Here is a 22,896-nt window from a genome sequence, read left to right as displayed (position 1 = left end):
CAGTCCAGATTTTCCCGGACTGCAGGTTTTATAATTACTATTTCAATGTGTCTTCAACAGGCGTATCGCCTTCCAATACATAATAGGTCTTGTTTTCAGGCTTAGCCGTATCCACTATATGGGCCAATACATTCGCCACATCTTCTCTTGGTACTTCGCCCATCTCAGTACCGCCTTCAAACAACCTTACTTTGGAAGTGCCCGCTTCATTTTTAAGCATACCTGGTCTCAAGATTGTGTAATCCAACCCTGAAGATTTCAAGTATTCATCTGCACGATGTTTTGCATACATATAGAATTTCATTTTCTCATCAGATTCTTTCGGTTGGTCAGCCCCCATGGAGCTGAGCATTACGAAATGTTTGATGCCTGCATCCTTCGCATTATCGACAGTTTCAATGGCCCCTTCCTGGTCGATGACAATTGTCTTATCAGCGCCTGTATCGCCGCCTGATCCGGCTGCGAATACAACTGATTCAACGTCTTCAAATGCATGGGAGAAATCTTTTTCAAGATCTCCGAGAACTGTGTCGATACCTTTATCTTTGAATACTTTCTGTTGTTCTTCCTTGCGTACCATCGCTACCGGCTGATGGCCCTGATCCTTCAATTTTTCAACAAGTTGATGGCCTACCTGACCATTCGCACCTATTACAAGTACTTTCATGTCAAAAGTCCCTCCTTGATTTGTCTTTTATCTATACCCAATTGGGGTGGGGGGTCTAAACATAAAAGACGCACTTTCTCTATACGAGATGCCCTACTGGCCTCTGACAGGAGATTGAGAAGCTTCCAGTGAGGGATTCTACAGATTATTTTCTAAATATTTCAAATAAAGCGCTTTATAGCGTATATTGTTTATAATGTATCTTTCTGAAAGTGTTGGAGGGGAATATCAATGAATAGAAACTTAGCACCGTTCCTTATACTGATGGCTGCAGTTCTATGGGGCACGGTGGGGACCGCAAAAACTTGGCTGCCAAACGATGTCGACAGTATTTCACTCGGGGCCATGCGACTTTTGATCGGCAGTCTTATCCTGCTCGTCATTGCCGTGTCGACCGGCCAACTAAAGCGCCGGGGATGGCCCATCCATATTGTATTGATGGCCGGTGTGGCCATGGCCCTCTTCCAGCCTTTCTTCTTCAATGCGGTCACTTTGACCGGGGTGGCTGTCGGCACGGTGGCCTCAATAGGCAGCGCGCCGGTATTCTCTGGCTTTATAGAGTGGGCCGTCCATAAAACCCGTCCGGGACGCATCTGGTGGCTTTCGACTTTCCTTGCAGTCACGGGATGTCTGCTACTTATGCTCAATTCAGGGGCGGTGACGGTCGACCCGCTTGGAGTATTATCAGGGCTTGGGGCAGGTTTTTCCTTCGCAAGCTATGCCATCCTGAACTCAAAGCTTGTCCAGACCCACCCACCGGTCGCCAGTGCTGCGGTAGTCTTTACACTCAGCGCTGTCATGCTGGCACCGTTCCTCTTCTTCAATGATCAAACTTGGCTGATGACGGCAAATGGTCTATCCGTATCCCTCTATATTGGTCTGATAGCCACAGGCTTGGCCTATTTCCTCTTTGCCTACGGCCTGCAGCATGTGAAGTCTTCTTCCGCGGTCACCATGGCTTTGGCAGAACCGCTTACGGCCGCCCTGCTTGGTGTACTACTAGTAGGTGAAGTACTGTCAGCACTTTCCTGGGTAGGCATGATCATGCTGCTTATGGGTATAATGCTCCTTGCCCTCCAGTCGCGCCTCTCGCGCCGCACAAGGCGTCCCATATAAAAAACCCGCCCTTCACCCGGGCGGGCGCAGTCTTATGCTTCTAACGTAATATCTTCTATATCTTTAGGGAATGTAGTCAATACTTCTGTTTCTTCATCGATATACAGCATATCTTCTATACGTACACCGCCGAACCCTGTCTTATAGACGCCGGGCTCTATCGTAATGACATGTCCTTTCTCCAGCAGGTCCGTATTTTCGGCATCAAGGGATGGCGCTTCATGTAGTCCAAGGCCCAGTCCATGACCAATGCGGTGGGTGAAGTAATCTCCATAGCCATCTGAATGGATTGAACTCCGGGCTACGTCATCCAGTTCATGCATCGGTGTGCCAACCTGTGACTTCTCTATACCGGCAGCATTCGCCTTGAGCACGGATTCATAGATCGAGCGCTGCTCTTCTGTTGGCTCACCAATGATGAAGGTCCGCGTCATATCCGAGACATAACGGTCTTTGGTCACCACTCCAAAATCGATAAGGAGGAAATGTCCAGGCTCTACTGCCTTGTCCCCCGGCTCACCATGGGGCATCGCTGATTTTTCGCCCGTCAGTACAAGTGGCCCGAACGATACATCGATGGCGCCGTAGGCTTTGACACGTTCAAGCAGAAATTCTGCTATCTCCTTTTCCGTCTTGCCGGACACCGGCTCCTTCACGAAGTCATGCAGCGCTTTTTCAGTGATCTCCACCGCTTCCTGAAGTTTTTTCTTGTCGTCTTCATCCTTTTGCCCGCGCAGTGAATTGATGCTGTCTTCAACTGAAACAATCTGGTCCGCTGTATAGTTTTCCAGTAGTTTCTGATAGCGGTTATACGTGACATGACCGCCTTCAATGCCGATGCTTTCTGCCTCCAGCATATGTTCAAACAACTGGTTGAATGGTTCTTCTCCGTCGTTATATGGCAGATGCACATCTGCGGTCGCGGTATCATTCACCACTTCCTGGTCGAGCGCTGGGAACATCAATGCTGTTTCCTTCGTCTTCGTATCCACAAGCAGTGCCAGCATGCGCTCATGCGGTTCGATGAAACAGCCCGTGAAATAGAATACGTTCATCGGATCGGTGATCATCACCATATCTACATCCACCTGTGCCGTCAGGCGTGCCACTCTGTCTTCATATTTGTGCGTCATACTCTACATCCTTCCTGATGAATTATAATGTTTCACCTTACCATTATAATAAACATCTCCACACATTCAAAATGCTTGAGGGTCCTTTATTCATCAGGACCGGCAAGCGCTCTGATCACGCGGCATGGATTTCCTGCCGCCACAACATTCGGGGGCATGTCTTTCGTGACGACTGAACCTGCACCGATGACCGTATTATCCCCAATCGATACCCCAGGGTTCACCGTGACATCGGCACCCAACCAGACATCATCACCGATTGTAATCGGCAGGCCGAATTCCAGCCCTTCCCGCCTCTTCATAGGATCGAGGGGGTGGGTTGCTGTTATCAGTGAAACATTAGGGCCTAGACACACATGATTCCCGATAGTGATTTTAGCGACGTCCAGCAATGTGCAGTTGTAGTTTGCATAGAAATTGCGCCCCACCTTGATATTGATGCCGTAATCACAAAAGAAAGGCGCCCGGATTGATGCATCGTCGGCATGGTATCCAAACAGCATATCCAAAAGACGCGTCTGCCCGCCTCCACCCGGATGGTTATACTCATCCATCAGATATTGGGCATTTTCACGCAGATGAACAAGTGTCGGATCACTCGGATCATAATACTCCCCGCTGAGCATTTTCTCCTTCTCTGTCATTCCATATCCCCCATCTCCATTTCAGCGTCCCGGCCTACGCCGGCTGATAAGCATAAATGCAATGATTTCCCGGGAAATCATTGCATTTATAGAAATATTTCTACTTCATATATTCATTAAACCAATTGACGATCCGCTTCAGCCTATCGATCCGCAGATTCGGTTTGCCGGTACGTGACAGATTGTGGTCTGCCTCCGGGAACCGTACAAACTGGACGGGCTTCTTCCTATATTTCAATGCGATATACAATTGCTCGCCCTGTTCAATCGGACATCTCAAATCCTGTTCACTATGCAGTATAAGCAAGGGTGTCTCGACGGCATCCACATATCTGATCGGAGAGTGATGCCACATTTTATCGATATCATTAAATTCTGCCCTGATCTGCCAATCTGTAAAGTAATAGCCGATATCCGACACTCCCCGGAAACTGATCCAGTTGGATATACTGCGCTGCGTCACCGCAGCTTTGAAACGGTTTGTATGCCCAACGATCCAATTCGTCATGAAACCGCCATAGGAGCCGCCCGTCACTCCAATATTATCGGCATCTATCCATTTGTACCTGGACGTGATGAAATCCACACCTGCCAGGATATCCTTGTAGTCGCCGCCACCGTAGTCGCCCCGTACCGCGTCGACGAATGACTGCGAATAGCTGTGCGAACCGCGCGGATTGACGAATAGTACGGCATACCCGGCAGCTGCAAGCACCTGCATTTCATGGAAATATGAATGTCCATAAAATGCATGCGGTCCACCATGGATATTGACGATCATCGGATGCGCCCCGTCCGGGGTGAAGCCGACTGGCGGCATGAACCATCCATGCACTTCTGTGCCATCAAAACTATTGTAGACGATATCCTCCGGTTCGATGATGAGAGTCTTTTCCGTATAGTCGGTGTTGATGCGGCTCAATTGTTCAAGCGCTCCTGTCGCATAGTCGTAGCGGTACAATTCTCCCGGGGAGGTATGGTTCGCAATCGTCAAGGCAGCAAAATCCGGCCCCACGTCCATCCCATGTATATGATGCCTACCTTCCAGCACCGGTTTTATGTCCCCTTCTATATTTCCTTCGTAAAGGTTTACACTGCCATGATCGGAAACAAGGAAAAGGAACCGTTCGTTGGAGATCCACTTCGCAATATCCGTTTCCACGGATTGCTGCGTGTCGGCCACAAGATGATCACCGACTGGTCGGTCGAGTCCTGCTGTCACATGCAACTTGTCGCCTGACTTCAGATCATAGAGATGAAGTGTTGCGTGTGTGGCATTTTCATATTCCCGGCCCATCTCGACGATAAGGAGCCGCTGTCCATCAGGAGAGACTTCGACTTGCACCACTCCGCCTTCTTGCGTCGGTATTTCAGTGTCTTCCCTGCCCCTTCTGATGAAGAGCCTCTCACTGAAGTTGAAATCCCTGTCTTCACTTCTGTCCGTCGCATAGATGAAGCCATCATCAAGCGTTTCCAGAAGTGTATGGTTCTCCTCTCCCTCAAGAAGAGTATCCACCGTTTTGGAACTGATGCTGATCGATTTGATGTTTGCATACTTCTCTTCCATGAGGCCGACGCCATCTGCCTTATATTTCATCCGATCGATGACGACAGGCTCAGGTTTTTTGTCTTCATCAGCTATGTCACCCGTCTCCTCTCCCTTCAGACTATGGAGAGACTGGTAGAATACACGTCCGCCTCCTTTGGAGAACTCGGCATGTGAAACCCCTTCCTTTTCATGGGTCAGCTGCATCCTCTCTCCGCCAGATGTCTCAAGTAGGAAGACCTGGTTTTTATCATCCGCCTTGGTGATGAACAGGAGCCACCGGCCATCTGCTGAATGCCTGATGTTCGACAGCCGCTCTTCGTTATATGTAAGTTGCCTTTCCCCGTCCTCATCCATCTTGTAAAGGTGGGTAAAATAGTCGTTCTTTTCTTCATCGAGACGTGTCACCAGCGCCGTTATGCCAAAAGTGCCGATTTTAGGTGCCGTCACGGCGCGGATTTTAAATATATCTTCCACTTGTGTTCTCTCTGCCACTGCCATTCCCCCTTAAAATAGAAAAAAGACTGAATATACAGCCTTTTCTCTATTTTAGCATGTAACGTATCGTTTGCATAATCATCCCTAGGCTTTGGTCAGTACGCGCTTATACATCAAAAAGATGAACAGCGGTACAGCCGATATCATGACCATGACGCCGGTCGGTATCTGGAGCGGCGCGATGACCGTACGGCCGATTGTATCCGCAATATTGACATAGATCGCACCGTAAAGGAATGACAGTACCAGCAACGGACGAAATCGCATCGGCTTGAAGTAGAGCAGCATCTGCGGGACGATGATGCCGACCAGGGCGATCAGTCCGGTGTAGCTGATGATGACCAGAGGTGGAACGGCAGCCGCTATAAGGAGGAAAGGACGGATTTTTGCGGCATCGACGCCCAAACTGTAGGCTCTGATATCCCCGAGGTTCAACATATCGAGCGCGTGTCCATACCTATAAAGGAAAGCCGCCCCCAACACAGTCAATACCCCCGTCAGCAGCGTTTCCTGATAACGTGATCCAGATAATGAACCGAACATATAGCGGGCGATTGATTCGGTCTGTTCCGGTGCCATCAGAATGATGATGTAGAGCACGCCACTCATCATCGCTCCAAGGAGCACACCGATGACGATCAATGTTTCCGGACGATACGCTGTATCTATGCGCTTCGCTGCAGCAAGTACAATCCCCATTGCAATCATGCCCGCCAGTATGCTCAATATCGGACGCATGAAAAAAGGCATGATGCCTGCCACCGCCACAGCACTGCCGAGCACTGCGGCATTCGCCATGCCTAATGTAAAGCTATCTGCCATCGGGTTTCTGAGGACAATCTGGAAGACTGCACCGCTCATCGCCAAGGCGGCCCCTGTTATCATGGCAGACAACATACGGGGCAGCCGGATTTCAAAGAGGATCGTATGTTGCTGTTCAGCATCCAGGGTTGCCAGGCCGACGGAGCCTGCAAACAGGGAGGCCCCCCCGCTGATGATGAGCACCAACAGTAGAATCCAGACATGCCTACTCATAGATGCAGCGTCCTACCGCCCTCAACCCATCCGCTATACGCGGACCCGGACGTGCCAGGAGGTCAGGCTCGATGTTGCATTGTTTTTTGGGGTCATCCAGTTCATGCCCTTCAATACCCGGGATGCCACTGAGTGCCTCCTCCAATTCTTCATCGTCAAGTCCCATGATGGAAACCACCTCGGTTGGATTACGTTCAATGACTGCTTCAGGACTGATTGCTGCGTAGCCGTCGATATCATCAAAAGCATTTTCGACATGTATTTCAGATAGGGCGTCATCTATGAATGTTTCCGCCCCCGCTGTATACAATTCAGGATCGCTTGAAATGTGGATGAATACCCGGGCTTCTTCATCACGATTTTCGAAGACGCTGTTCTGGACATTGACCTTTCGTTCAATATCCTCTTTCAACCACTCGGCCGCAGTCTTCTCATTGACGAATTCTCCGATAGCCTTTATGGAGTCGTATATGCCTGAAATCGATTTGGCTTCATCCACTATAAGCACTTCCGCTCCGGTACTTTCAGAAACTCGTTTCAGAGTATCTTCATAATAGGGTGCCGAAGATTCATAGCCGAGGATATGGGTCGGTTCAAGGGCGATCATTTTCTCGGCATCAAGTTCAAACGTGTTGAATTTTGTAAGTGACGCGTCATTCGCCACTGATTCTGGATAGTTATCTTCGCTCGTTACCCCAACCAGATTGCCCTCCAGGCCAAGCTCGACCAGTATTTCCGTGTTGCTCGGCATCAGCGAGATGATGCGCCTATCTTCAAAGCCCGACTCGATATCCTCTTCCGTACCACTGCATCCCGTCAGGATGAACAGCGTCATGGCCAGAAGGACCAACCATCTTTTCATCATAGAACCACTCCCCCTGGTCTTTTTCGTGCCTCACGACACATGATCCCCCTTGCCGGGAGGCAGGGGGGACCCGTCTACATTTTATCAGGCGCAGAAACACCTATCAGTCCAAGTGCATTGGCGAGTGTTTGCCTCACTGCCTCTATCATAAGAAGATAGGCGGCGGTCTTGGCACGGTCATCCGTCAATACTTTGTCTGCATTATAGAATTTATGGAATGCCGAAGCAAGTTCCTGGATATAATTCGGAATGCGGTGGGGCGCACGGTTTTCCGCCGCATTTTTGACGATGTTCGGGAAGTCGGCAAGCTTCTTCAATACCAGAAGCGCCTGTTCATGCTGGATGACATCAAGGTCCGCAGACTCATCTAATGTATGACCTGCGTCCTTCGCCTGACGCAATATTGAACAGATCCGCGCGTGGGCATACTGTGCGTAATAGACCGGATTGTCGCTTGATTCCGATTTGGCAAGTTCCAGATCGAAGTCGAAATGGGTGTCCGGACTGCGCATCGCAAGGAAGTAGCGGCTGGCATCCACACCGATCATATCAATGATATCCCTCAATGTAATCGCTTTGCCGGTACGCTTGCTCATTTTGACCTCTTCGCCGTTTTCAATCAGGCGCACCATCTGCATGATCTGAATTTCAAGTCGCTCCGGATTTTCACCAAGCGCACCGAGAGATCCCTTCAGACGTTTGATGTAACCATGATGATCAGCACCGAAAAGGTTGATCAGCTTGTCGAATCCCCGTTCAACCTTATCAAAATGATAGGCCACATCCGGCATCAGATAAGTATAAGTCCCATCCTGCTTCCTCAGCACGCGGTCCTTATCATCCCCGAAATCTGTCGTTCTAAGCCACAATGCTCCATCCGCTTCATAAGTGTAGCCGTTCTTCGACATCTTTTCCAAAGCCAGATCGATTTCGCCTTTTTCATAAAGCATCGATTCACTGAACCAGTTGTCGAAATGCACATTAAAATCTTCAAGGTCCTGCTTCAGCTTCTTCATTTCGTAGTCGACGCCCATCTGACGGAACATCCTGATGCGGTCTTCACGGGTGGTTTCCGCAAGCTCCGGGGACTCCTCTGCCAACTTTTCGGCCATCTTCTTAATATCCTTGCCCATATAGCCGTCCTCCGGCATATACAGTTCCTGGCCAAGTGCTTCCATGAATCTTGCTTCGATGGATTTGGCCAGATTCTCAATCTGGTTTCCGGCATCGTTGATGTAGTATTCGCGCGTAACATCGTAACCGGCAAAATCCATGATGGCAGCGAGCGTATCTCCAACACTGGCATTGCGTGCATGTCCGATATGGAGGTCCCCTGTCGGATTCGCGCTGACGAATTCGATCAGGATCCTCTCCTTGTTCTCCAGTTCACTCCGGCCGTAATCCTCTTTCTCTGATAAAATCTGCGTGATGATGGCCGCCAGCGAAGCTTCATCCATCCTGAAGTTGATGAACCCGGGCCCTGCAATCTCGACGGATTTGACGCTTGCCGCTTCACAATCCAGATTATCGATGACGATCTGGGCGATTTCACGTGGATTGCGCTTGGCCTGCTTAGTGAGCACCATTGCCACGTTTGTGGAAAAGTCACCATTCGCCTTATCTTTAGGTACCTCTATCTTGACCTCAGGGACGGCTTCAACTATCCCGGCCTGTTCAACTGCTGCTTCGATTGAGCTCTTCAACTGCTGTCTCAAATCCATCGTTTTACCCTACTTTCCTGATTTTATAATGGTAATCCCCAAGCTTGTCTCCGGAGTCATGCACTTCATAATGGATCTCAATGGCCTGCTCACCGATTTCAAGCGACTTTGTCCTGATTCTCAGATGATGTTTGCCGGCCGGGGATTCATAGAATGTGTCCGTCATTTCACCTTCAACGAAATGGAAGTTCATATTGATGACACCGCGGCGCTGTATCTTTACAAAGCCATCACCCACCCGGAGGATGACATCCAAAGCATGCTCATCAAGCTGTTCGACATAGCGCATGTAGATGTCATTGCGCTCTATCACTTCAACATCGACGCTCTGGCTGTAGCGCTTTGTTTCGTCATTCATCTTGACCGTTTGGTCCACCTGGTATTCTGCTCTAATGTTATTCATATTATCTCCTTCAAGTACCGTAAATTATAACATACCCCCGCGCACCCTGCCTATATCTGCAGCAGGGTCGTGGCAATCGAAAAGTAGATGGTCAGGCCGATCACATCATTCAATGTCGTGATGAATGGCCCGCTTGCTACGGCAGGGTCTATTTTCAGCTTGCTGATGATGACCGGCAGGATGGTACCGATGACAGTCGAGATACTCAATGTAATCAGCAGGGACATGCCTACGACGAACGCCAGCCACACTTCCTGATAGAGTACCGTAATCAACAAGACGATGGTCACACCACTTGCCAGACCGACCAAGACACCTGTGGCAAGTTCGCGCCTGAGGATGCGGAACAGTCCATGGTCATGGTATCCGCCTGTTGAAATCAGGCGCACCATCACAGCAAGCGACTGCGTCCCGGTATTCCCCGCTGCATCCATGATGAGCGGTATGAACAAGGACAGCAGCACGACCGCTTCCAAAGTCTCTTCAAAAGCCCCGATGACATTGGCGGTCAGCAGCCCGAGGAACATCAGCAGGACAATCCATGGTGCCCTCTTTTTGGCCGTTTGGTAAGGGGAGACCTCCAGGTCGACGGTGCCTCTGGAAGCAGCGAGTTCACTCATATCTTCCGTTGCTTCAAACTCGATGATGTCGATGATGTCATCGACGGTGATGATGCCGAGCAGACGATTGGCGCTGTCAATGACCGGGATGGTGACTACGTCATAGTCCTGCATGATATGCGCCACAGCTTCCTGATCTTCATCCGCATTCACCGTTATGATGACCTTTTCGCTAAGTGCTTCCATCGTCTGGTGATCTTCGGCCATCGCCAACTCACGCAGGGAAACAAGCCCCTTCAATTTTTCGTCCTCTACGATATAGATCGAATGGAGACCCTCATTCCTCGGAACATGACGCAGTCTGGCCACGACTTCTTTTGCGCTTTCTTCCTCGGTGGCGGTCATGAACTCCTTCTGCATGATGCTTCCCGCACTATGCTTTTCGTATGCCAGCAGCTCTTCGACGTGGCTGCGTTTCTGTTCGCTCAATCCTTCGAGTAATCTTCTGCGGCGCGCCTCATCCATTTTGGAGAAGAAGCGCTGCACATCATCGGAAGGCAGGTGCTCGAGCATCACCCTGCCATATTCGTCGGGCATACGGCTGAACAGCCGCGATTGCCCCGTATATGAAAACCATTTGAAGAGCTTGGCAAAATCTTCAGCCGGCAGCAGTTCAAAAAGCGTCTTCTGATGCTGCGCTTCCATCTCCTCGATGATCTGATACTGTTCGTTGCTGTGCAACTGCTTAAATTCACCCAAAAATGCCTGCGGATCGTCGATAAGCAGGTTGATGTAGTTTTGGATCACTTCTTTATCCAGGTGTATCTTAAGGTCCCTCATGGATAAGCACCTCCCTAAAATGATTTTAACTGACATTACTTCTATTATAGACAAAAAAACAAAAAAAGTGGCCGGGATGTCTCCCGGCCACAAGTGTCCTAGTTATATCTCATATAACTATATATATTCTATATTCCAATTACAGAATCTGCAATCTTTTTATAGATTTGACACAGTATCGTCACAAATCAGTCATTTTTCATTTCTTCCTGGAGATCGGTTGCGTTATTCCACATTTCTTCATTATAGGAAATCAGGAACTTCTTTAGGGCTGTACGGCTGAAACCGTCCATTTCACCCAAGTCGATCTTCCCCTTAACTGCACGGTCCAGCATGTTGACATGCTCAGGCATCAATTTGTAGGCCCGGCGTTTCGTGCGGTTTATCATTTCGAAGCAAGCACCTATGCCACTGTATTGTGGGCCGTTCTCTTTGCGTTCAACCGCCACCCAGACCAGCCATAAGTTTTTGGCATCCTCGCCTTCCACTTCGCTTTTGTCAGTTACCCACTTCACACGGCGCTCCACTTCCGCACGGCCATGGAGACCCCCCATATCGATATACGTTTCACCTGTATCTGCATTCACATAGACGGGTGCCACATTCTCCAGGCTGATTGATCCGATATTCTGACCTTTGTGCCCGTCAAGCGGGTCATTTTTGATGATGTTGAACTGGAATCCTTTTTTCTTGCCATTAGATTCATTAGCCATTCTATATCCTACTCCTATGCCAATTCATTAAGTAAATTGATGATCTCGCCTTTTAGCTCAAGATTTTCTATCTGCAGTATCTTTTCTTTGGGGTAGTACAACTTCGAATCCATGCGATGCACGCCGGTAATGCTGTTTATGATGGCGGACTGGGAGCTTATCTCCCTCAGCTCCCCGTTATTCCTTATGATATGGATCGGCCAGCGGTTGCTTTTGGAACCTGGGCGGTCGTAATCATATGGCAGATCCGAATAGGAGTCGCTGAAGAAATAATACTCGGGATCGATGCCGGCCTTCTCGAACAGGTGCTGCAGTTCGGTAAAGGTGATGACTGAACCGTCGAACGGCAGATATTTGAAGAGATCCCTGTTTACCAGTCGATGCGACAGGTCGCTTAATACAGGGTCATCCTCATGGATCCATTCCTGGAGATAGAAATTGACCACCATTTCGTCCAATCTCAAATAATCTTCGACGCTCACTTCCCCAGAAAAGAACGGAATGAAGTATTTTGGTGCTTGCTTGAACTGATAGCCTTCTTCATGCAGATGTTTTGCACGCCGCAGTATCAGATTCAAAAGGACCTCCCCACCACGTGAGACCGGGTGGAAGTACACTTGCCAATACATCTGGTAGCGGCTCATCAAATAATCTTCGACCGCATGCATACCGCTCTCCTTGATGATGATCTCATCCTTGCTCGGCCTCATCACCCGCAGTATGCGTTCCATATCAAAGGTCCCGTAGCTGACACCGGTGTAATACGAATCACGCTGCAGATAATCCATCCGGTCCGCATCGATCTGACTCGATATCATGCTGATCACCAGCTTATTTTCGTGGGTCTTGTCGATCACCTGAGCCACTTCCAATGGAAAATCGACGCCGACCTTCTTCAAAACGGCATTCACTTCGGTATTCCCCAGTATGATCTTGCGGGTGAACTCCTCATGGTCGGTATCGAAGATCGTCTCAAAGCAATGGGAAAATGGACCGTGGCCCAAGTCATGAAGCAAGGCCGCCGCAAGCGCAAGCAAACGGTCGTCGTTATTCCACTCTTCAAACTCCTGGAAGTTGGTTACCATACGCCTGACTATTTCATAGACGCCAAGTGAGTGGTTGAACCGTGAATGTTCAGCTGAATGGAATGCCAGGTACAGGGTCCCAAGCTGCTTTATCCGCCTCAACCTTTGGAACTCCTTGGTTTTGATCAGATCCCATATCACCTGGTCACGAACATGAATATACCGATGCACCGGGTCTTTGAAGACTTTTTCTTCTATAAGCTGCTTTTTTCCATATTCGTCTTGTGACATCCCGCCATCCTCCCTTTAACTGCCTTTAACTGCCTTTAATGATACTTTACCATAAAAAGATGAGCTACCGAAATACGGCAGCCCAACGTGGGGTTCCTTAAGGGGCGTCGGTGTTCTCCAACGGGTTCTTTTTATCCTTTTGCTGTTGGACATCCTTCTCCCTTTCTGCTTCCTTCCTGCTGTCTTGCTGGGGCGGATTATCCGCCGGCACTTCTTCCGTCACTTCATTGCCGGATTTATTCTGCTCTTTTTTAAGCTTCTCTTCTTCTTCCCTTGTCGTCATTCTTTTGTTTTCATCTGCAGTCACATCATCCACTCCTTTTATGCTACTGTTCCACTTGCCGGGACTGGTTAAACCTTATTTCCGCCTAAAAAAAGAAGGCGCCGGCCAACCGGATTGCCTTCAATCATTTCTGTTCCAGGACGTGGATATCTTTATTGCGTGTTTTCATCCGCTCGAGATGATGGGTGTAGCGGGCTTTCTGCGTTTCATCCATTTCTGGTAGCGGTGTGACCGCACCATGTTCCTCCAAGATGCCGAGCATGGTCTCAAGCACCTCATCAACCGACAGCTCAGTGCCGAGAAGTTCATTGAGGGAGGCCATATCTTCTGGATGGACATCCGGGTAGGTGAACTTCGTTCCCTCGCCCTTTATGCCTAATGCATAGAATCGGCGCATCACTTCTGCGCGCCGACTGCCGCTGCCCGTAATCGAGAGGTAGATCTGCACTGCGACGCCATCCCTGATGCGGCGCTGCGAGATGCCTGCGAACTTCCTCCCTCCGATACTCAGATCATAGCTGCCAGGGCAGTAGCTGTTGACGATTTCGCCCGTTTCCACTTCCGCTTCGGAGAAGGTTCTTCTGACCAGGTCCAGCATAAGATCATATCCATCATCTATCTGGGGCAATGTCGATTTCGGCAAAATCAGTGAGATGTTCAAGATGCCGGAGTCAAGGACGACGCCGAGACCTCCGCTATTGCGTACGATATATTGGAAGCCAATCTCTTCCAGATAATTGAGCCCGTCCTGAAGGTGTAGCAGACGGGCATCGTGCAGCCCTAGTATGACGAAAGGATCATGGACCCATGCCCGGATTTTAGGTATGCCATCCTGTGACACCATCTCCTGCAGTACATCATCCATGGCAAATGACATGAACGGATGGGGTGTTGCATCTATCGGCACAAATTGCCAGTCTGCCTTCAGTTCATCAATCATCATGCTGATTCAAGGCCTGGGTCGCTGTAAACAGCGCCAAGTTATAGACTTCATCCTTGGAACATCCGCGCGACAGGTCATTGACCGGCTGGTTCAATCCTTGCAGTATGGGGCCATATGCTTCAAATCCACCGAGACGCTGCGCAATCTTATAGCCGATGTTACCCGCTTCAAGCGAAGGGAAGATGAAGACATTCGCGCGGCCTTCTAGCGGAGAGTCTGGTGCCTTCTTCTCTGCCACACCTGGAACAAATGCCGCATCAAATTGGAGTTCTCCATCAATCGGCACCTCAGGAAGTTTTTCCTGGGCATATTGTGTAGCCAGTTTCACCTTCTCTGTTTCTTCGGTTTTGGCAGAACCTCTTGTTGAGAAACTGAGCAGGGCGACACGGGGCTCCATCTTGAAATCCCTTGCGGTTTTGGCCGTTTCTACAGCCACTTCCGATAACTCCTCAGCATTGAGTTCGGGATTGATTGCACAGTCACCCATGACATAGAGTTCATCTTCACGGATCATGAAGAATACACCACTTGTACGGGAAACGCCTGGTTTTGTCTTGATGATCTGCAATGCAGGACGGACTGTGTCCGGCGTCGAATGGATCGCTCCGGATACCAATCCTTCAGCACGTCCCGTGTAGACGAGCATTGTACCGAAATAATTGACATCGTTGAGGATCTCATCAGCCTGTTCCGCCGTCACTTTTCCTTGACGACGCTCGACGAATGCATCGATCAAGGCATCTTTATCTCCGTAATCTGCAGGATCGATCGTCTCGATCTTCTCCAAATCCAGGTTTTCCTGCTCTGCCAATGCGTCCAGCTCTTTTTTGGCACCGAGAACAATCGGTTGGACATAAGTCGTATCCGCCAACTCGACTGCTGCAGTAAGAATTCTCTTGTCGCTCCCTTCGGGAAAGACGATTTTGACATTCTTGCCTTCCAGGTTCGACTTGAGGTCTTTTAGAAATTTACTCATAATATCCTCCTTGATTACCTTTACATACGCAATATTATACTCTTTTTGTCACATCATTTCATCCCTGCATGCTTTTAAAACGTTTTCTTATGGAGTAAGATGAGGAGAGATATGAAAAAAGGAGAGATACACAAATGAACGAAGCTGCACAAACACTTGACGGTTGGTATAGCCTCCACTTGCTCTACAGTGTCGACTGGCCTTCCCTCCGCCTACTGGAAAACGATGAGATGGAGACGCTCGTCACGGAGCTCCAAGATTTCCTCAAGCGTCAGGAAGAAGTTCATGATAAGAAGGAAGGCAGTTATGCCTTCTACAATATAACTGGACAGAAGGCTGATTTGATCCTATGGATGCTGAGGCCGACGATCGACGAACTGAATGCATTGGAATTGGAATTCAACAAACTGCAGATCAGCGATTTCCTCATCCCTTCCTATTCCTATGTGTCGATCATCGAACTGAGCAACTATTTGGCAAAAGAGTCGGATGAAGATCCGTATCAGAATGAATACGTCAAAAAGCGCCTTTATCCGGAAGTTCCAAAATCACGCTACATCTGCTTCTATCCAATGGATAAACGCCGCCAGGGTGAAGATAACTGGTATATGCTCGATATGGAAAAACGCCGTGAGCTCATGCGTTCCCATGGCATGATCGGACGTGGATATGCCGGCAAGGTGAAGCAGTTCATCACAGGCTCGGTCGGACTCGATGAATACGAGTGGGGCGTCACGCTCTTCTCTGACGAGATGCTCCAATTCAAGAAATTGATCTATGAGATGAGGTTCGATGAGGTTTCAGCGAGATATGGGGACTTCGGAGACTTCTATGTCGGTGTGCACCTGCCAGCGGATTCACTGCTGTCATTCTTCAGATAAAGTTTAAAACATCATATTGATGGCTATATATTAATAAACATATCCATCAAGTTGGGAGGAATGAGCATGGCCCGTCTATTGCGTAGGCTGATCCCTTTGGCACTGCCATTTATCATCAAAAAATTCAAAAACCGCAAAAAAACGAAATAACATAAGTTTTTCCATAAGAAACGGCCTTCCGAAATTTCGGAAGGCCGTTTTTTCACTTGATTTTTATCGGCAACGAACGGATGAGTGATTGAATCAGGGCAATTGTAAACAATATAAGCAGTCCGCTGAACACAACGGTAAGGAAGATGTTGCCTGATGCGCCGCTGATCATATTCAGCTCGAACAACACCCCTTCGGTCCGGAATGTCCATAAAGATTCTATCGCTACAGCGATGCCGACACCAAGTACAATGGCGATGAGTCCGCCGAACCACCCGCGGTAGAATCCGATGCTGATGATGAATCCTGCCAGATAGAACAAATAGGCGGCCAACAGATGGCCAAGCACCATGGAGACAGGTCCACCCATACCTGATGCGGTGGTTTGTGTACCGAACCATGGCATCACGCCGAGGATCAACGATATGATGCCCGCCACTAATGCAAGGGTTACAGTGAAGATGACACCTGTCCATAGCACCGCCCGCATAAACGTCATCCGTGTCAATCCAAGCTGGATTGCACGCTCCAAAAACACGAAGACTGTAAGAATGCCTGCCACCAGCATGAATACGCGGTTGGCCCCAGATGCCATGAAGAAGAATGACATGCCGTTGATTCCGGAGTCATCTATAAAGAGCATCAGCAATATATAAAGGGCAACCATAACAGCCATATACCACGCGGCCCACTTCGCCATCTCCTTCGAGAAATCGGCCGTCGCCAGTTTTACCTTATCCATTTTACCCCTCCTTGGTCGCAGTCAATATGGTGAAGAGTTCCTGCACCTTCAGTGGCTCAATATAGAGATGCTGTTCCTTCGCAGTCTTACGGTCTGCCTCATCTACAGATCCAAGCACCACCACCGAGTGAATCGATCCGCTGGCGTGCGTTGAAAGTACATTCATGCCATCTGTGAACCGCACCACTTTCTCCTTCGCACCGCTCACGCGGAAGCCCCGTTCCAAAAACCTGTCAATAGGTTCCTGCAATATGACTCGGCTCTCGTCTAGTATAATGATCTCATCGAAGAGATGGTCCATACCAGAAACGGTATGGTTGGAGAATATCATCGTCCTTGGATAATGCGCATTGGCCTCTATGGCCATTTTATAGAACTGTTCGCGTAAAGTTGCCTCCATAATGTTCGTCACTTCATCAAAGATGGTGATTGGGGCATTGGCTGCCAGCCCAAATATCGCATTCACCGCAGCCTGCTGCCCTTTGGACATCCGATTCAAGGCTTTGTCAGAGTCGATTCCGAGCCCTTCCAACATTGTGAGCGCATAATCTGAATCAAACGCTGGCCGGTAGCGTTCCGTCACTCTACTTAAATACTTCGGGGTATGATGAGTTTCGGTGTAATCGACTTCGTGCACGAAGCGCACTTTGGCCATCAGCGCCTTATCTTCGTAAGGGTCCCGCCCGTCAATCTGTACAGCACCTTTAGTCGGTTTTCTATAGGAGGCAATCAGTGACAGAAGACTCGTCTTGCCTGCTCCTTCCTGCCCGATCAATCCGTAGATCCTGCCAGTTTCAAGCTGAAGTGTCACGTCTTCTAAAATCGTATTTTTCTTTATATCCAGTGATGCATTAGTTAAATCGACCATGCTACTCAATGGAAGCCATTCCTCCCATCTTCTCCATCATCCAACCGATCTCCCTGGCATCAAAGCCGAGTTTTCTAGCCTCCTCGAGCATCGGTTCCATATACTGGACTGTAAAGTCTGCACGCCGTCTGTCCAATAGAATTCTCTTGGCCTCAGCAGTCACAAAGACGCCGACGCCCCGCTTTTTATAGAGCAGACCTTCCTCCACCAATTCATTGACGCCTTTTGCCACGGTCAGATGATTCACTTTATAGAGGCAGACAATTTCATTAGTTGAAGGAATCCTGTCATGTGGTTCGAATGTGCCATCGATGATCTGATCGCCAATCCATTTTCCGATCTGATGGAATATGGGTTGGTGGTCATTCAAAATACTGTTCATGCGCATCTCCCCTCGATATATGGTCATATATATAAGTATATAACCTGTATATCAAATGTTAAACCGGGACTGATGGAATAATGCTTTGACGTATTTTATCTTCCATACGACAAAACCTCCGTTTACACGGAGGTCATGTTGTCTTTTATATTTTGATCATACCAACAATCAGGAATACCCATCCTGCCAGGAACAATACACCGCCGATGGGGGTGATGGCACCGAGAATCGATATACCACTGACTGCCAGAATATAGAGGGAACCACTGAAGAAGATGATGCCAAGCAACATCAGCCATCCTGCTGTCCCGAGGAATGGGGCGCCGGTCAGCTGGACCAGAATTCCAACGGCAATCAGGCCAAGGGCATGGTACATCTGGTAGGACACAGCCTTTTCCCATACATCCATATAATGTTCGCTTATCTTACCCTCGAGTCCATGGGCCCCGAAGGCACCGCACGCCACTGAAATGAATGCATTTATCGCACCCATGATGATGAAAAGTTTCATTTTGCTACTCCTTACATATTAAGTCTAAAAATCAAACAGTGATTCTCCATTGCCTGAGCCATCTTCTGTCTCAAGCTGCCTGCCTTTTGTCTCCTGCCGGGTTGAATGGGGCACTCTGCCGCCCATCTGTTCCAGCATGCTGCGGTCCGTTTCGGACATCGAGCCCGGGGCCGTATGATTCGCTTCAGGACGTGCATCACCCGCATCCTCTCCGGTCTTCAGAAGACTGAGCAGCCGTTCCATGGCATATACGTGTTTGTCGAACTCATGCTGCCCGTCTGCTGTTTCCATAAGGTTCAGCTCCTGCTTGAGTTCTGCGATGATTTCACGCCTCATTACCGTTCACTCCAGTCCACAGGCTCCCGGCCGCGGGATGTCAGGTAGTCGTTGGTCCGGCTGAACGGCCGTGTGCCGAAGAAGCCCCTATATGCAGAGAGTGGGCTTGGGTGCGTCGATTTGATGACGTGATGTTTGGTCGTATCGATCAATTTTTCTTTCTGTTGAGCCGGCTTGCCCCATAGTATGAAGACGACATCTTCGAGATTCTCCGAAACTTTCTGTATAACGCCGTCGGTAAACTTCTCCCATCCAAGACCTCTGTGCGAATGCGCCTGATGGGCATCAACCGTAAGCACGGTGTTCAGCAGCAGCACACCTTCTTCTGCCCAATCCTTCAGATTGCCCTTTGTCCGTTTGATGCCGAGGTCGGATTCCAGCTCCTTATACATGTTGCGCAGGGAAGGCGGCACTTTGACGCCTTCGTTGACCGAAAACGCAAGACCATGGGATTGGCCTTCACCATGGTAGGGATCCTGGCCGATGATGACGACCTTCACCGCTTCAAACGGCGTCAGTTCGAAAGCTGTATATATTTCTTCACGGGGTGGGAATACGGGGCCCGTGCGATATTTCTCTTCAAGTGTTTCTTCAAGTGAGGAGAAATCATTCTCCTCTTTTATCATTTCAAATACATCTTTCCATTCCATCTCTTTTCACCTCTGTCTAAATTTTGATTATATCATCTATACAAGCATCTCTCTAGAAATACACTCTCTTATATAGTAAAATACCATTATTAATGACACATTGGAGGAATTTAAATCATGGCACTTAAAAAGACGCTCACCATTGCGGGTTCAGATACAAGCGGCGGCGCAGGAATTGCAGCTGACCTGAAGACTTTCCAGGAGCATGAAACATACGGCATGACTGCATTGACGACCATTGTCACAATGGATCCCGAAACGTGGTCCCACGGCGTCAATCCGATTCCGTTGGAAGTCGTGGATGACCAGCTTGAAACGGCCCTATCCATTTCCCCGGATGCAATCAAAACAGGCATGCTGCCTTCTGAAGAAGTGATAGAACGCAGTAAGAAAGCCTTTCTCGACAGCCAGGCCGACCACTTCGTCGTCGACCCGGTCATGGTATGTAAAGGGGATGACGAAGTCCTCAATCCAGGACTTGTGGATGCCATGATTGAACACCTTCTTCCACATGCGACAGTCGTCACACCGAACCTTTTCGAAGCCGGCCAGCTGGCCGGCAGGAAGACACCAAAAACTTTGGATGAGGCCAAAGCATGTGCCGAAGTCATCCATTCCAAAGGTGCCGACCATGTCATCATCAAAGGTGGTTCCGAAATCGAGGGCGACAAAGCAGTGGATGTCTATTATGATGGCAATGAGTACCACCTGCTCTCAAGCAAAAAGATAGATGCTTCCTACAACCATGGCGCCGGATGTACTTTCGCCGCAGCCATCACTGCAAACCTTGCGAACGGCCAGGCTCCTCTGGAAGCGATCAAGAATGCAAAGGCGTTCGTCACGGCAGCGATCAAAAACGGCTGGAAGATGAATGAACACGTCGGAGTCGTACGACACGGTGCGCTCAATACCGTCGAAAAAATTGATGTTACAGACGAACAAATATAGACGGAAAGGGCGCTGGCGCCCTTTCTTCAGGTTTTAATTTAAGGAGCGTTTCACAGATATGGAAAAGATCAATCGGGATAAGGTCCAGCAGCTGCTGGACAGCTACCAGAACAAGAAAGTGTTTGTACATGTGGAAGTTACCGGAGGCATGTACGCCAGCCACTTCGACGACAAAGTCTTCAATGCTGGGATGTTCCTCCGCAACGTCCAGGTGACATTCGTCCAAGGCGGCATACGCGGTGGCGAAAATGGTGAATACCGCGTAGGCCTCAAACTCGATAATGATGGCTGGATATATGTCCTTGGCCTGACACATTACGAAGTGAATGACGACAATGAATTTATAATGCATGGCTTCAACTACGATGGAAAACTCGCCAGTGCATTGGAAATCTCCACCCAGGAATTCTTGAAATAGGAGGCACGGACATGGAAAAGGAAAGACAAGTACTCGTCATCTTCCCCCACCCCGATGATGAAGCATTCGGTGTCAGCGGGACGATGAGCCGCTACGTGGATATGGGCGTGCCCGTCACATACGCCTGCCTGACATTCGGTGATATGGGGCGCAACCTTGGCTATCCGCCATTTGCAACCCGCGAATCACTGCATGAGATCAGAAAGAAAGAAGTGCAGGAAAGCGCACGACTGATCGGTCTGGATGATCTGCGTCTGTTGGGCTACCGCGACAAGACATTGGAATTCGAAGCACCAGGTCACTTAAAGGGTATCGTCAAAGATATGATCGATGAATTGAACCCGTCAAGGATCATCACATTCTATCCAGGCTACTCCGTCCACCCCGACCACGAAGCGACAGCCGAAGCAGTCATTGCAGCAGTAAAAGAGATGGCGCCTGCAGAACGTCCGGCGCTTCAGCTCGTCGCATTCAGCAACGACACATACAAAGATCTCGGGGAACCCGATATTTCGGTCGATATTTCAGGTTACGAAGACCGCAAGGAGAAAATCATGGCCGCCCATGAATCGCAGACCGGTCCGCTTCTGAAGACACTCGCCGGAAATACTGCGGAAAGTGAAGCAGCCCGCCAGATGTGGATGAAGAATGAAGTGTTCTACAGTTATGATATAGATTAAGGAGAAGAGACATGGAACAATTGGATCTCACTACGAGAGAAGGCCGTTTCAAGCATTTCGGATCCGTCGATCCCATAGAAGGAAAAAAGCCTAAAGAAAAGGAATGCATGGCCGATCTGCAAAGTTCAAAAAAGGATTTCCTGTTTGAAGTCGACTCAGTCGGCATAAATAATTTGAGCTATCCAGTCGTCATCGGTGACTACCAATCGGTCGGCACCTTCGAATTGGCTACAAGTCTGAGACGCGATGAAAAGGGCATCAACATGAGCCGCATACTTGAATCGCTGGAGACGGAGAATGAGGGCGGTGTGTCACTCGACTTCACCACTCTTGGAAATGTATTGGAAACACTGCGTACGCGCATGCATCAGGAAGAAGCGGAAGTTACCGGAGCAGGTAAATGGTATTTCCCTAAACCAAGCCCCGGGACACGTCTGAGCGGCATGGCGCACGCCGATGTCGAATACGCCTTGAAGATCGACGGCAATGGCGTACAACAGAAAAAACTGGGCATGACGGCCATGGTCACTACACTATGCCCTTGCTCAAAGGAAATCAGTGAATACAGTGCGCACAATCAGCGCGGCTACGTAAAAGTGCTGCTCGATATCGATCCGGATGCCGAATTGCCGGAAGATCATAAGGAGCAGCTGTATCAACTGCTTGAAATCAACGCATCTTCCCAGCTTTATCCGATATTGAAGCGTACGGACGAAAAGATGGTCACAGAACGTGCCTATGAAAATCCGCGCTTCGTAGAGGATCTCATCCGCCTGATCGCCTATGATCTAGTGGAGCTCGACTGGGTCAAAGGCTTCGAGCTTGAATGCCGCAATGAAGAAAGCATCCACCAGCATGACGCCTTCAGCAGGATGTCATACCAAAAATAATCGCGCCTCTATTATGGTGGAAGCGGCAGATACACAAAAGGACCGGACAGCAAATTTGATTTGACCCCCTCCAGGTTTACAGATGAAATAAAACATCTGTAAACCTGGAGGGGGTTCTTTTATGACTGACAAATATTATTCATTTGAAGAAAAGCTGAAAATGATTCAGGAATTGAGGGTA

General features: G+C 49.1%; 26 protein-coding genes. 6 read left to right on the top strand and 20 right to left on the bottom strand.

From position 1 onward, the window contains the following. Nucleotides 1-37 precede the first annotated feature (37 nt). Nucleotides 38-667, bottom strand: a complete 630-nt coding sequence (locus ABD734_RS11040) for an SDR family oxidoreductase (RefSeq protein ID WP_344704291.1) — start codon at nt 665-667, stop codon at nt 38-40. A 231-nt stretch (nt 668-898) separates the two neighbouring features. Here ABD734_RS11040 and ABD734_RS11035 point away from each other — a divergent pair, with 231 nt between their 5' ends. Next, nucleotides 899-1,783, top strand: coding sequence for a DMT family transporter (locus tag ABD734_RS11035; RefSeq protein ID WP_344704289.1), 885 nt, complete (start codon nt 899-901; stop codon nt 1,781-1,783). A 32-nt stretch (nt 1,784-1,815) separates the two neighbouring features. Here ABD734_RS11035 and ABD734_RS11030 read toward each other — a convergent pair whose 3' ends face one another. From ABD734_RS11030 to pta, 13 genes are all read right to left on the bottom strand, one after another. Continuing rightward, nucleotides 1,816-2,916: a M24 family metallopeptidase gene (locus ABD734_RS11030; protein ID WP_344704288.1), complete on the bottom strand. Its 1,101-nt coding sequence runs from the start codon at nt 2,914-2,916 to the stop codon at nt 1,816-1,818. An 86-nt stretch (nt 2,917-3,002) separates the two neighbouring features. Further along, entirely contained in the window at nt 3,003-3,560 is a 558-nt protein-coding gene (locus ABD734_RS11025) for a sugar O-acetyltransferase (protein ID WP_344704286.1), read from the bottom strand. A gap of 100 nt (nt 3,561-3,660) precedes the next feature. Beyond that, on the bottom strand, nt 3,661-5,607 hold the full coding sequence (locus ABD734_RS11020; RefSeq protein ID WP_425568419.1) for a S9 family peptidase: 1,947 nt from the start codon (nt 5,605-5,607) through the stop codon (nt 3,661-3,663). Between the two features lie 81 nt (nt 5,608-5,688). Beyond that, nucleotides 5,689-6,639, bottom strand: coding sequence for a FecCD family ABC transporter permease (locus ABD734_RS11015; RefSeq protein ID WP_344704282.1), 951 nt, complete (start codon nt 6,637-6,639; stop codon nt 5,689-5,691). Then, entirely contained in the window at nt 6,632-7,504 is an 873-nt protein-coding gene (locus tag ABD734_RS11010; protein WP_344704280.1) for an ABC transporter substrate-binding protein, read from the bottom strand. The genes ABD734_RS11015 and ABD734_RS11010 overlap by 8 nt, the downstream gene beginning before the upstream one ends. Nucleotides 7,505-7,578: 74 nt before the next feature. Then, a complete protein-coding gene (gene argS, locus ABD734_RS11005) occupies nt 7,579-9,225 on the bottom strand; it encodes an arginine--tRNA ligase (RefSeq protein ID WP_344704278.1) in 1,647 nt (548 codons plus the stop codon). Nucleotides 9,226-9,229: 4 nt separating this feature from the next. After that, the gene (locus ABD734_RS11000; RefSeq protein WP_344704276.1) at nt 9,230-9,628 is read right to left on the bottom strand and encodes a YwiB family protein; all 399 of its coding nucleotides are present in this window, start codon (nt 9,626-9,628) and stop codon (nt 9,230-9,232) included. A gap of 50 nt (nt 9,629-9,678) precedes the next feature. Continuing rightward, nucleotides 9,679-11,028 (bottom strand): magnesium transporter, encoded by a 1,350-nt coding sequence (gene mgtE, locus ABD734_RS10995; RefSeq protein ID WP_344704274.1) that lies wholly within the window; start codon nt 11,026-11,028, stop codon nt 9,679-9,681. Nucleotides 11,029-11,216: 188 nt separating this feature from the next. Beyond that, nucleotides 11,217-11,741 carry a YwhD family protein gene (locus ABD734_RS10990; protein WP_344704272.1) on the bottom strand — a complete coding sequence of 175 codons (525 nt, stop codon included), beginning with the start codon at nt 11,739-11,741 and terminating at the stop codon, nt 11,217-11,219. Nucleotides 11,742-11,755: 14 nt separating this feature from the next. Further along, a complete protein-coding gene (locus ABD734_RS10985) occupies nt 11,756-13,057 on the bottom strand; it encodes an HD domain-containing protein (RefSeq protein WP_344704270.1) in 1,302 nt (433 codons plus the stop codon). A gap of 97 nt (nt 13,058-13,154) precedes the next feature. Next, complete coding sequence (locus ABD734_RS10980; RefSeq protein ID WP_344704268.1) at nt 13,155-13,364, bottom strand: hypothetical protein; 210 nt, start codon at nt 13,362-13,364, stop codon at nt 13,155-13,157. Nucleotides 13,365-13,464: 100 nt separating this feature from the next. Beyond that, complete coding sequence (locus ABD734_RS10975) at nt 13,465-14,283, bottom strand: lipoate--protein ligase family protein (RefSeq protein WP_344704266.1); 819 nt, start codon at nt 14,281-14,283, stop codon at nt 13,465-13,467. Next, nucleotides 14,273-15,259, bottom strand: a complete 987-nt coding sequence (gene pta / locus ABD734_RS10970; RefSeq protein WP_344704264.1) for a phosphate acetyltransferase — start codon at nt 15,257-15,259, stop codon at nt 14,273-14,275. Before pta ends, ABD734_RS10975 begins: the two co-directional genes overlap by 11 nt. A 134-nt stretch (nt 15,260-15,393) precedes the next feature. On the opposite strand from pta, the gene hemQ reads away from it, so the two are divergent. Beyond that, entirely contained in the window at nt 15,394-16,140 is a 747-nt protein-coding gene (hemQ, locus tag ABD734_RS10965) for a hydrogen peroxide-dependent heme synthase (RefSeq protein WP_344704262.1), read from the top strand. A 202-nt stretch (nt 16,141-16,342) separates the two neighbouring features. Here hemQ and ABD734_RS10960 read toward each other — a convergent pair whose 3' ends face one another. The 6 genes from ABD734_RS10960 to ABD734_RS10935 all read right to left on the bottom strand — a co-directional run bounded on the left by ABD734_RS10960 (nt 16,343) and on the right by ABD734_RS10935 (nt 19,779). Then, nucleotides 16,343-17,032 carry a hypothetical protein gene (locus tag ABD734_RS10960; protein WP_344704260.1) on the bottom strand — a complete coding sequence of 230 codons (690 nt, stop codon included), beginning with the start codon at nt 17,030-17,032 and terminating at the stop codon, nt 16,343-16,345. A gap of 1 nt (nt 17,033) precedes the next feature. Next, a complete protein-coding gene (locus ABD734_RS10955; protein WP_344704407.1) occupies nt 17,034-17,900 on the bottom strand; it encodes an ATP-binding cassette domain-containing protein in 867 nt (288 codons plus the stop codon). 1 nt (nt 17,901) lies between these two features. After that, nucleotides 17,902-18,282, bottom strand: coding sequence for a GntR family transcriptional regulator (locus ABD734_RS10950; RefSeq protein WP_344704258.1), 381 nt, complete (start codon nt 18,280-18,282; stop codon nt 17,902-17,904). Between the two features lie 145 nt (nt 18,283-18,427). Beyond that, the gene (locus ABD734_RS10945; RefSeq protein ID WP_344704256.1) at nt 18,428-18,793 is read right to left on the bottom strand and encodes a DUF423 domain-containing protein; all 366 of its coding nucleotides are present in this window, start codon (nt 18,791-18,793) and stop codon (nt 18,428-18,430) included. A 24-nt stretch (nt 18,794-18,817) separates the two neighbouring features. Beyond that, nucleotides 18,818-19,129 (bottom strand): DUF5327 family protein, encoded by a 312-nt coding sequence (locus ABD734_RS10940; protein ID WP_344704254.1) that lies wholly within the window; start codon nt 19,127-19,129, stop codon nt 18,818-18,820. Next, a complete protein-coding gene (locus tag ABD734_RS10935; protein WP_344704252.1) occupies nt 19,129-19,779 on the bottom strand; it encodes a uracil-DNA glycosylase in 651 nt (216 codons plus the stop codon). Before ABD734_RS10935 ends, ABD734_RS10940 begins: the two co-directional genes overlap by 1 nt. Before the next feature lie 117 nt (nt 19,780-19,896). Here ABD734_RS10935 and thiD point away from each other — a divergent pair, with 117 nt between their 5' ends. The 4 genes from thiD to folE2 are packed head-to-tail and all read left to right on the top strand — an operon-like array spanning nt 19,897 to nt 22,715. After that, nucleotides 19,897-20,727, top strand: coding sequence for a bifunctional hydroxymethylpyrimidine kinase/phosphomethylpyrimidine kinase (gene thiD, locus ABD734_RS10930; protein WP_344704250.1), 831 nt, complete (start codon nt 19,897-19,899; stop codon nt 20,725-20,727). A 58-nt stretch (nt 20,728-20,785) separates the two neighbouring features. After that, nucleotides 20,786-21,145: a DUF1806 family protein gene (locus tag ABD734_RS10925; protein WP_344704248.1), complete on the top strand. Its 360-nt coding sequence runs from the start codon at nt 20,786-20,788 to the stop codon at nt 21,143-21,145. Nucleotides 21,146-21,156: 11 nt separating this feature from the next. Then, the gene (gene bshB2 / locus ABD734_RS10920) at nt 21,157-21,825 is read left to right on the top strand and encodes a bacillithiol biosynthesis deacetylase BshB2 (protein WP_344704246.1); all 669 of its coding nucleotides are present in this window, start codon (nt 21,157-21,159) and stop codon (nt 21,823-21,825) included. An 11-nt stretch (nt 21,826-21,836) separates the two neighbouring features. After that, nucleotides 21,837-22,715, top strand: a complete 879-nt coding sequence (gene folE2 / locus ABD734_RS10915; RefSeq protein WP_344704244.1) for a GTP cyclohydrolase FolE2 — start codon at nt 21,837-21,839, stop codon at nt 22,713-22,715. Nucleotides 22,716-22,896: the final 181 nt, after the last annotated feature.

Origin of the sequence: Salinicoccus jeotgali, from assembly GCF_039538805.1 — a bacterium.
Lineage (GTDB): Bacteria > Bacillota > Bacilli > Staphylococcales > Salinicoccaceae > Salinicoccus > Salinicoccus jeotgali.
This window is presented reverse-complemented; position numbering and strand designations above follow the sequence as displayed.

Coding starts and splice junctions, on each gene's coding strand:
- ABD734_RS11040 (WP_344704291.1), bottom strand. CDS start 667: ATGAAAGTACTTGTAATAGGTGCGAATGGTCAGGTAGGCCATCAACTT.
- ABD734_RS11035 (WP_344704289.1), top strand. CDS start 899: ATGAATAGAAACTTAGCACCGTTCCTTATACTGATGGCTGCAGTTCTA.
- ABD734_RS11030 (WP_344704288.1), bottom strand. CDS start 2,916: ATGACGCACAAATATGAAGACAGAGTGGCACGCCTGACGGCACAGGTG.
- ABD734_RS11025 (WP_344704286.1), bottom strand. CDS start 3,560: ATGACAGAGAAGGAGAAAATGCTCAGCGGGGAGTATTATGATCCGAGT.
- ABD734_RS11020 (WP_425568419.1), bottom strand. CDS start 5,607: ATGGCAGTGGCAGAGAGAACACAAGTGGAAGATATATTTAAAATCCGC.
- ABD734_RS11015 (WP_344704282.1), bottom strand. CDS start 6,639: ATGAGTAGGCATGTCTGGATTCTACTGTTGGTGCTCATCATCAGCGGG.
- ABD734_RS11010 (WP_344704280.1), bottom strand. CDS start 7,504: ATGATGAAAAGATGGTTGGTCCTTCTGGCCATGACGCTGTTCATCCTG.
- argS (WP_344704278.1), bottom strand. CDS start 9,225: ATGGATTTGAGACAGCAGTTGAAGAGCTCAATCGAAGCAGCAGTTGAA.
- ABD734_RS11000 (WP_344704276.1), bottom strand. CDS start 9,628: ATGAATAACATTAGAGCAGAATACCAGGTGGACCAAACGGTCAAGATG.
- mgtE (WP_344704274.1), bottom strand. CDS start 11,028: ATGAGGGACCTTAAGATACACCTGGATAAAGAAGTGATCCAAAACTAC.
- ABD734_RS10990 (WP_344704272.1), bottom strand. CDS start 11,741: ATGGCTAATGAATCTAATGGCAAGAAAAAAGGATTCCAGTTCAACATC.
- ABD734_RS10985 (WP_344704270.1), bottom strand. CDS start 13,057: ATGTCACAAGACGAATATGGAAAAAAGCAGCTTATAGAAGAAAAAGTC.
- ABD734_RS10975 (WP_344704266.1), bottom strand. CDS start 14,283: ATGATGATTGATGAACTGAAGGCAGACTGGCAATTTGTGCCGATAGAT.
- pta (WP_344704264.1), bottom strand. CDS start 15,259: ATGAGTAAATTTCTAAAAGACCTCAAGTCGAACCTGGAAGGCAAGAAT.
- hemQ (WP_344704262.1), top strand. CDS start 15,394: ATGAACGAAGCTGCACAAACACTTGACGGTTGGTATAGCCTCCACTTG.
- ABD734_RS10960 (WP_344704260.1), bottom strand. CDS start 17,032: ATGGATAAGGTAAAACTGGCGACGGCCGATTTCTCGAAGGAGATGGCG.
- ABD734_RS10955 (WP_344704407.1), bottom strand. CDS start 17,900: ATGGTCGATTTAACTAATGCATCACTGGATATAAAGAAAAATACGATT.
- ABD734_RS10950 (WP_344704258.1), bottom strand. CDS start 18,282: ATGAACAGTATTTTGAATGACCACCAACCCATATTCCATCAGATCGGA.
- ABD734_RS10945 (WP_344704256.1), bottom strand. CDS start 18,793: ATGAAACTTTTCATCATCATGGGTGCGATAAATGCATTCATTTCAGTG.
- ABD734_RS10940 (WP_344704254.1), bottom strand. CDS start 19,129: ATGAGGCGTGAAATCATCGCAGAACTCAAGCAGGAGCTGAACCTTATG.
- ABD734_RS10935 (WP_344704252.1), bottom strand. CDS start 19,779: ATGGAATGGAAAGATGTATTTGAAATGATAAAAGAGGAGAATGATTTC.
- thiD (WP_344704250.1), top strand. CDS start 19,897: ATGGCACTTAAAAAGACGCTCACCATTGCGGGTTCAGATACAAGCGGC.
- ABD734_RS10925 (WP_344704248.1), top strand. CDS start 20,786: ATGGAAAAGATCAATCGGGATAAGGTCCAGCAGCTGCTGGACAGCTAC.
- bshB2 (WP_344704246.1), top strand. CDS start 21,157: ATGGAAAAGGAAAGACAAGTACTCGTCATCTTCCCCCACCCCGATGAT.
- folE2 (WP_344704244.1), top strand. CDS start 21,837: ATGGAACAATTGGATCTCACTACGAGAGAAGGCCGTTTCAAGCATTTC.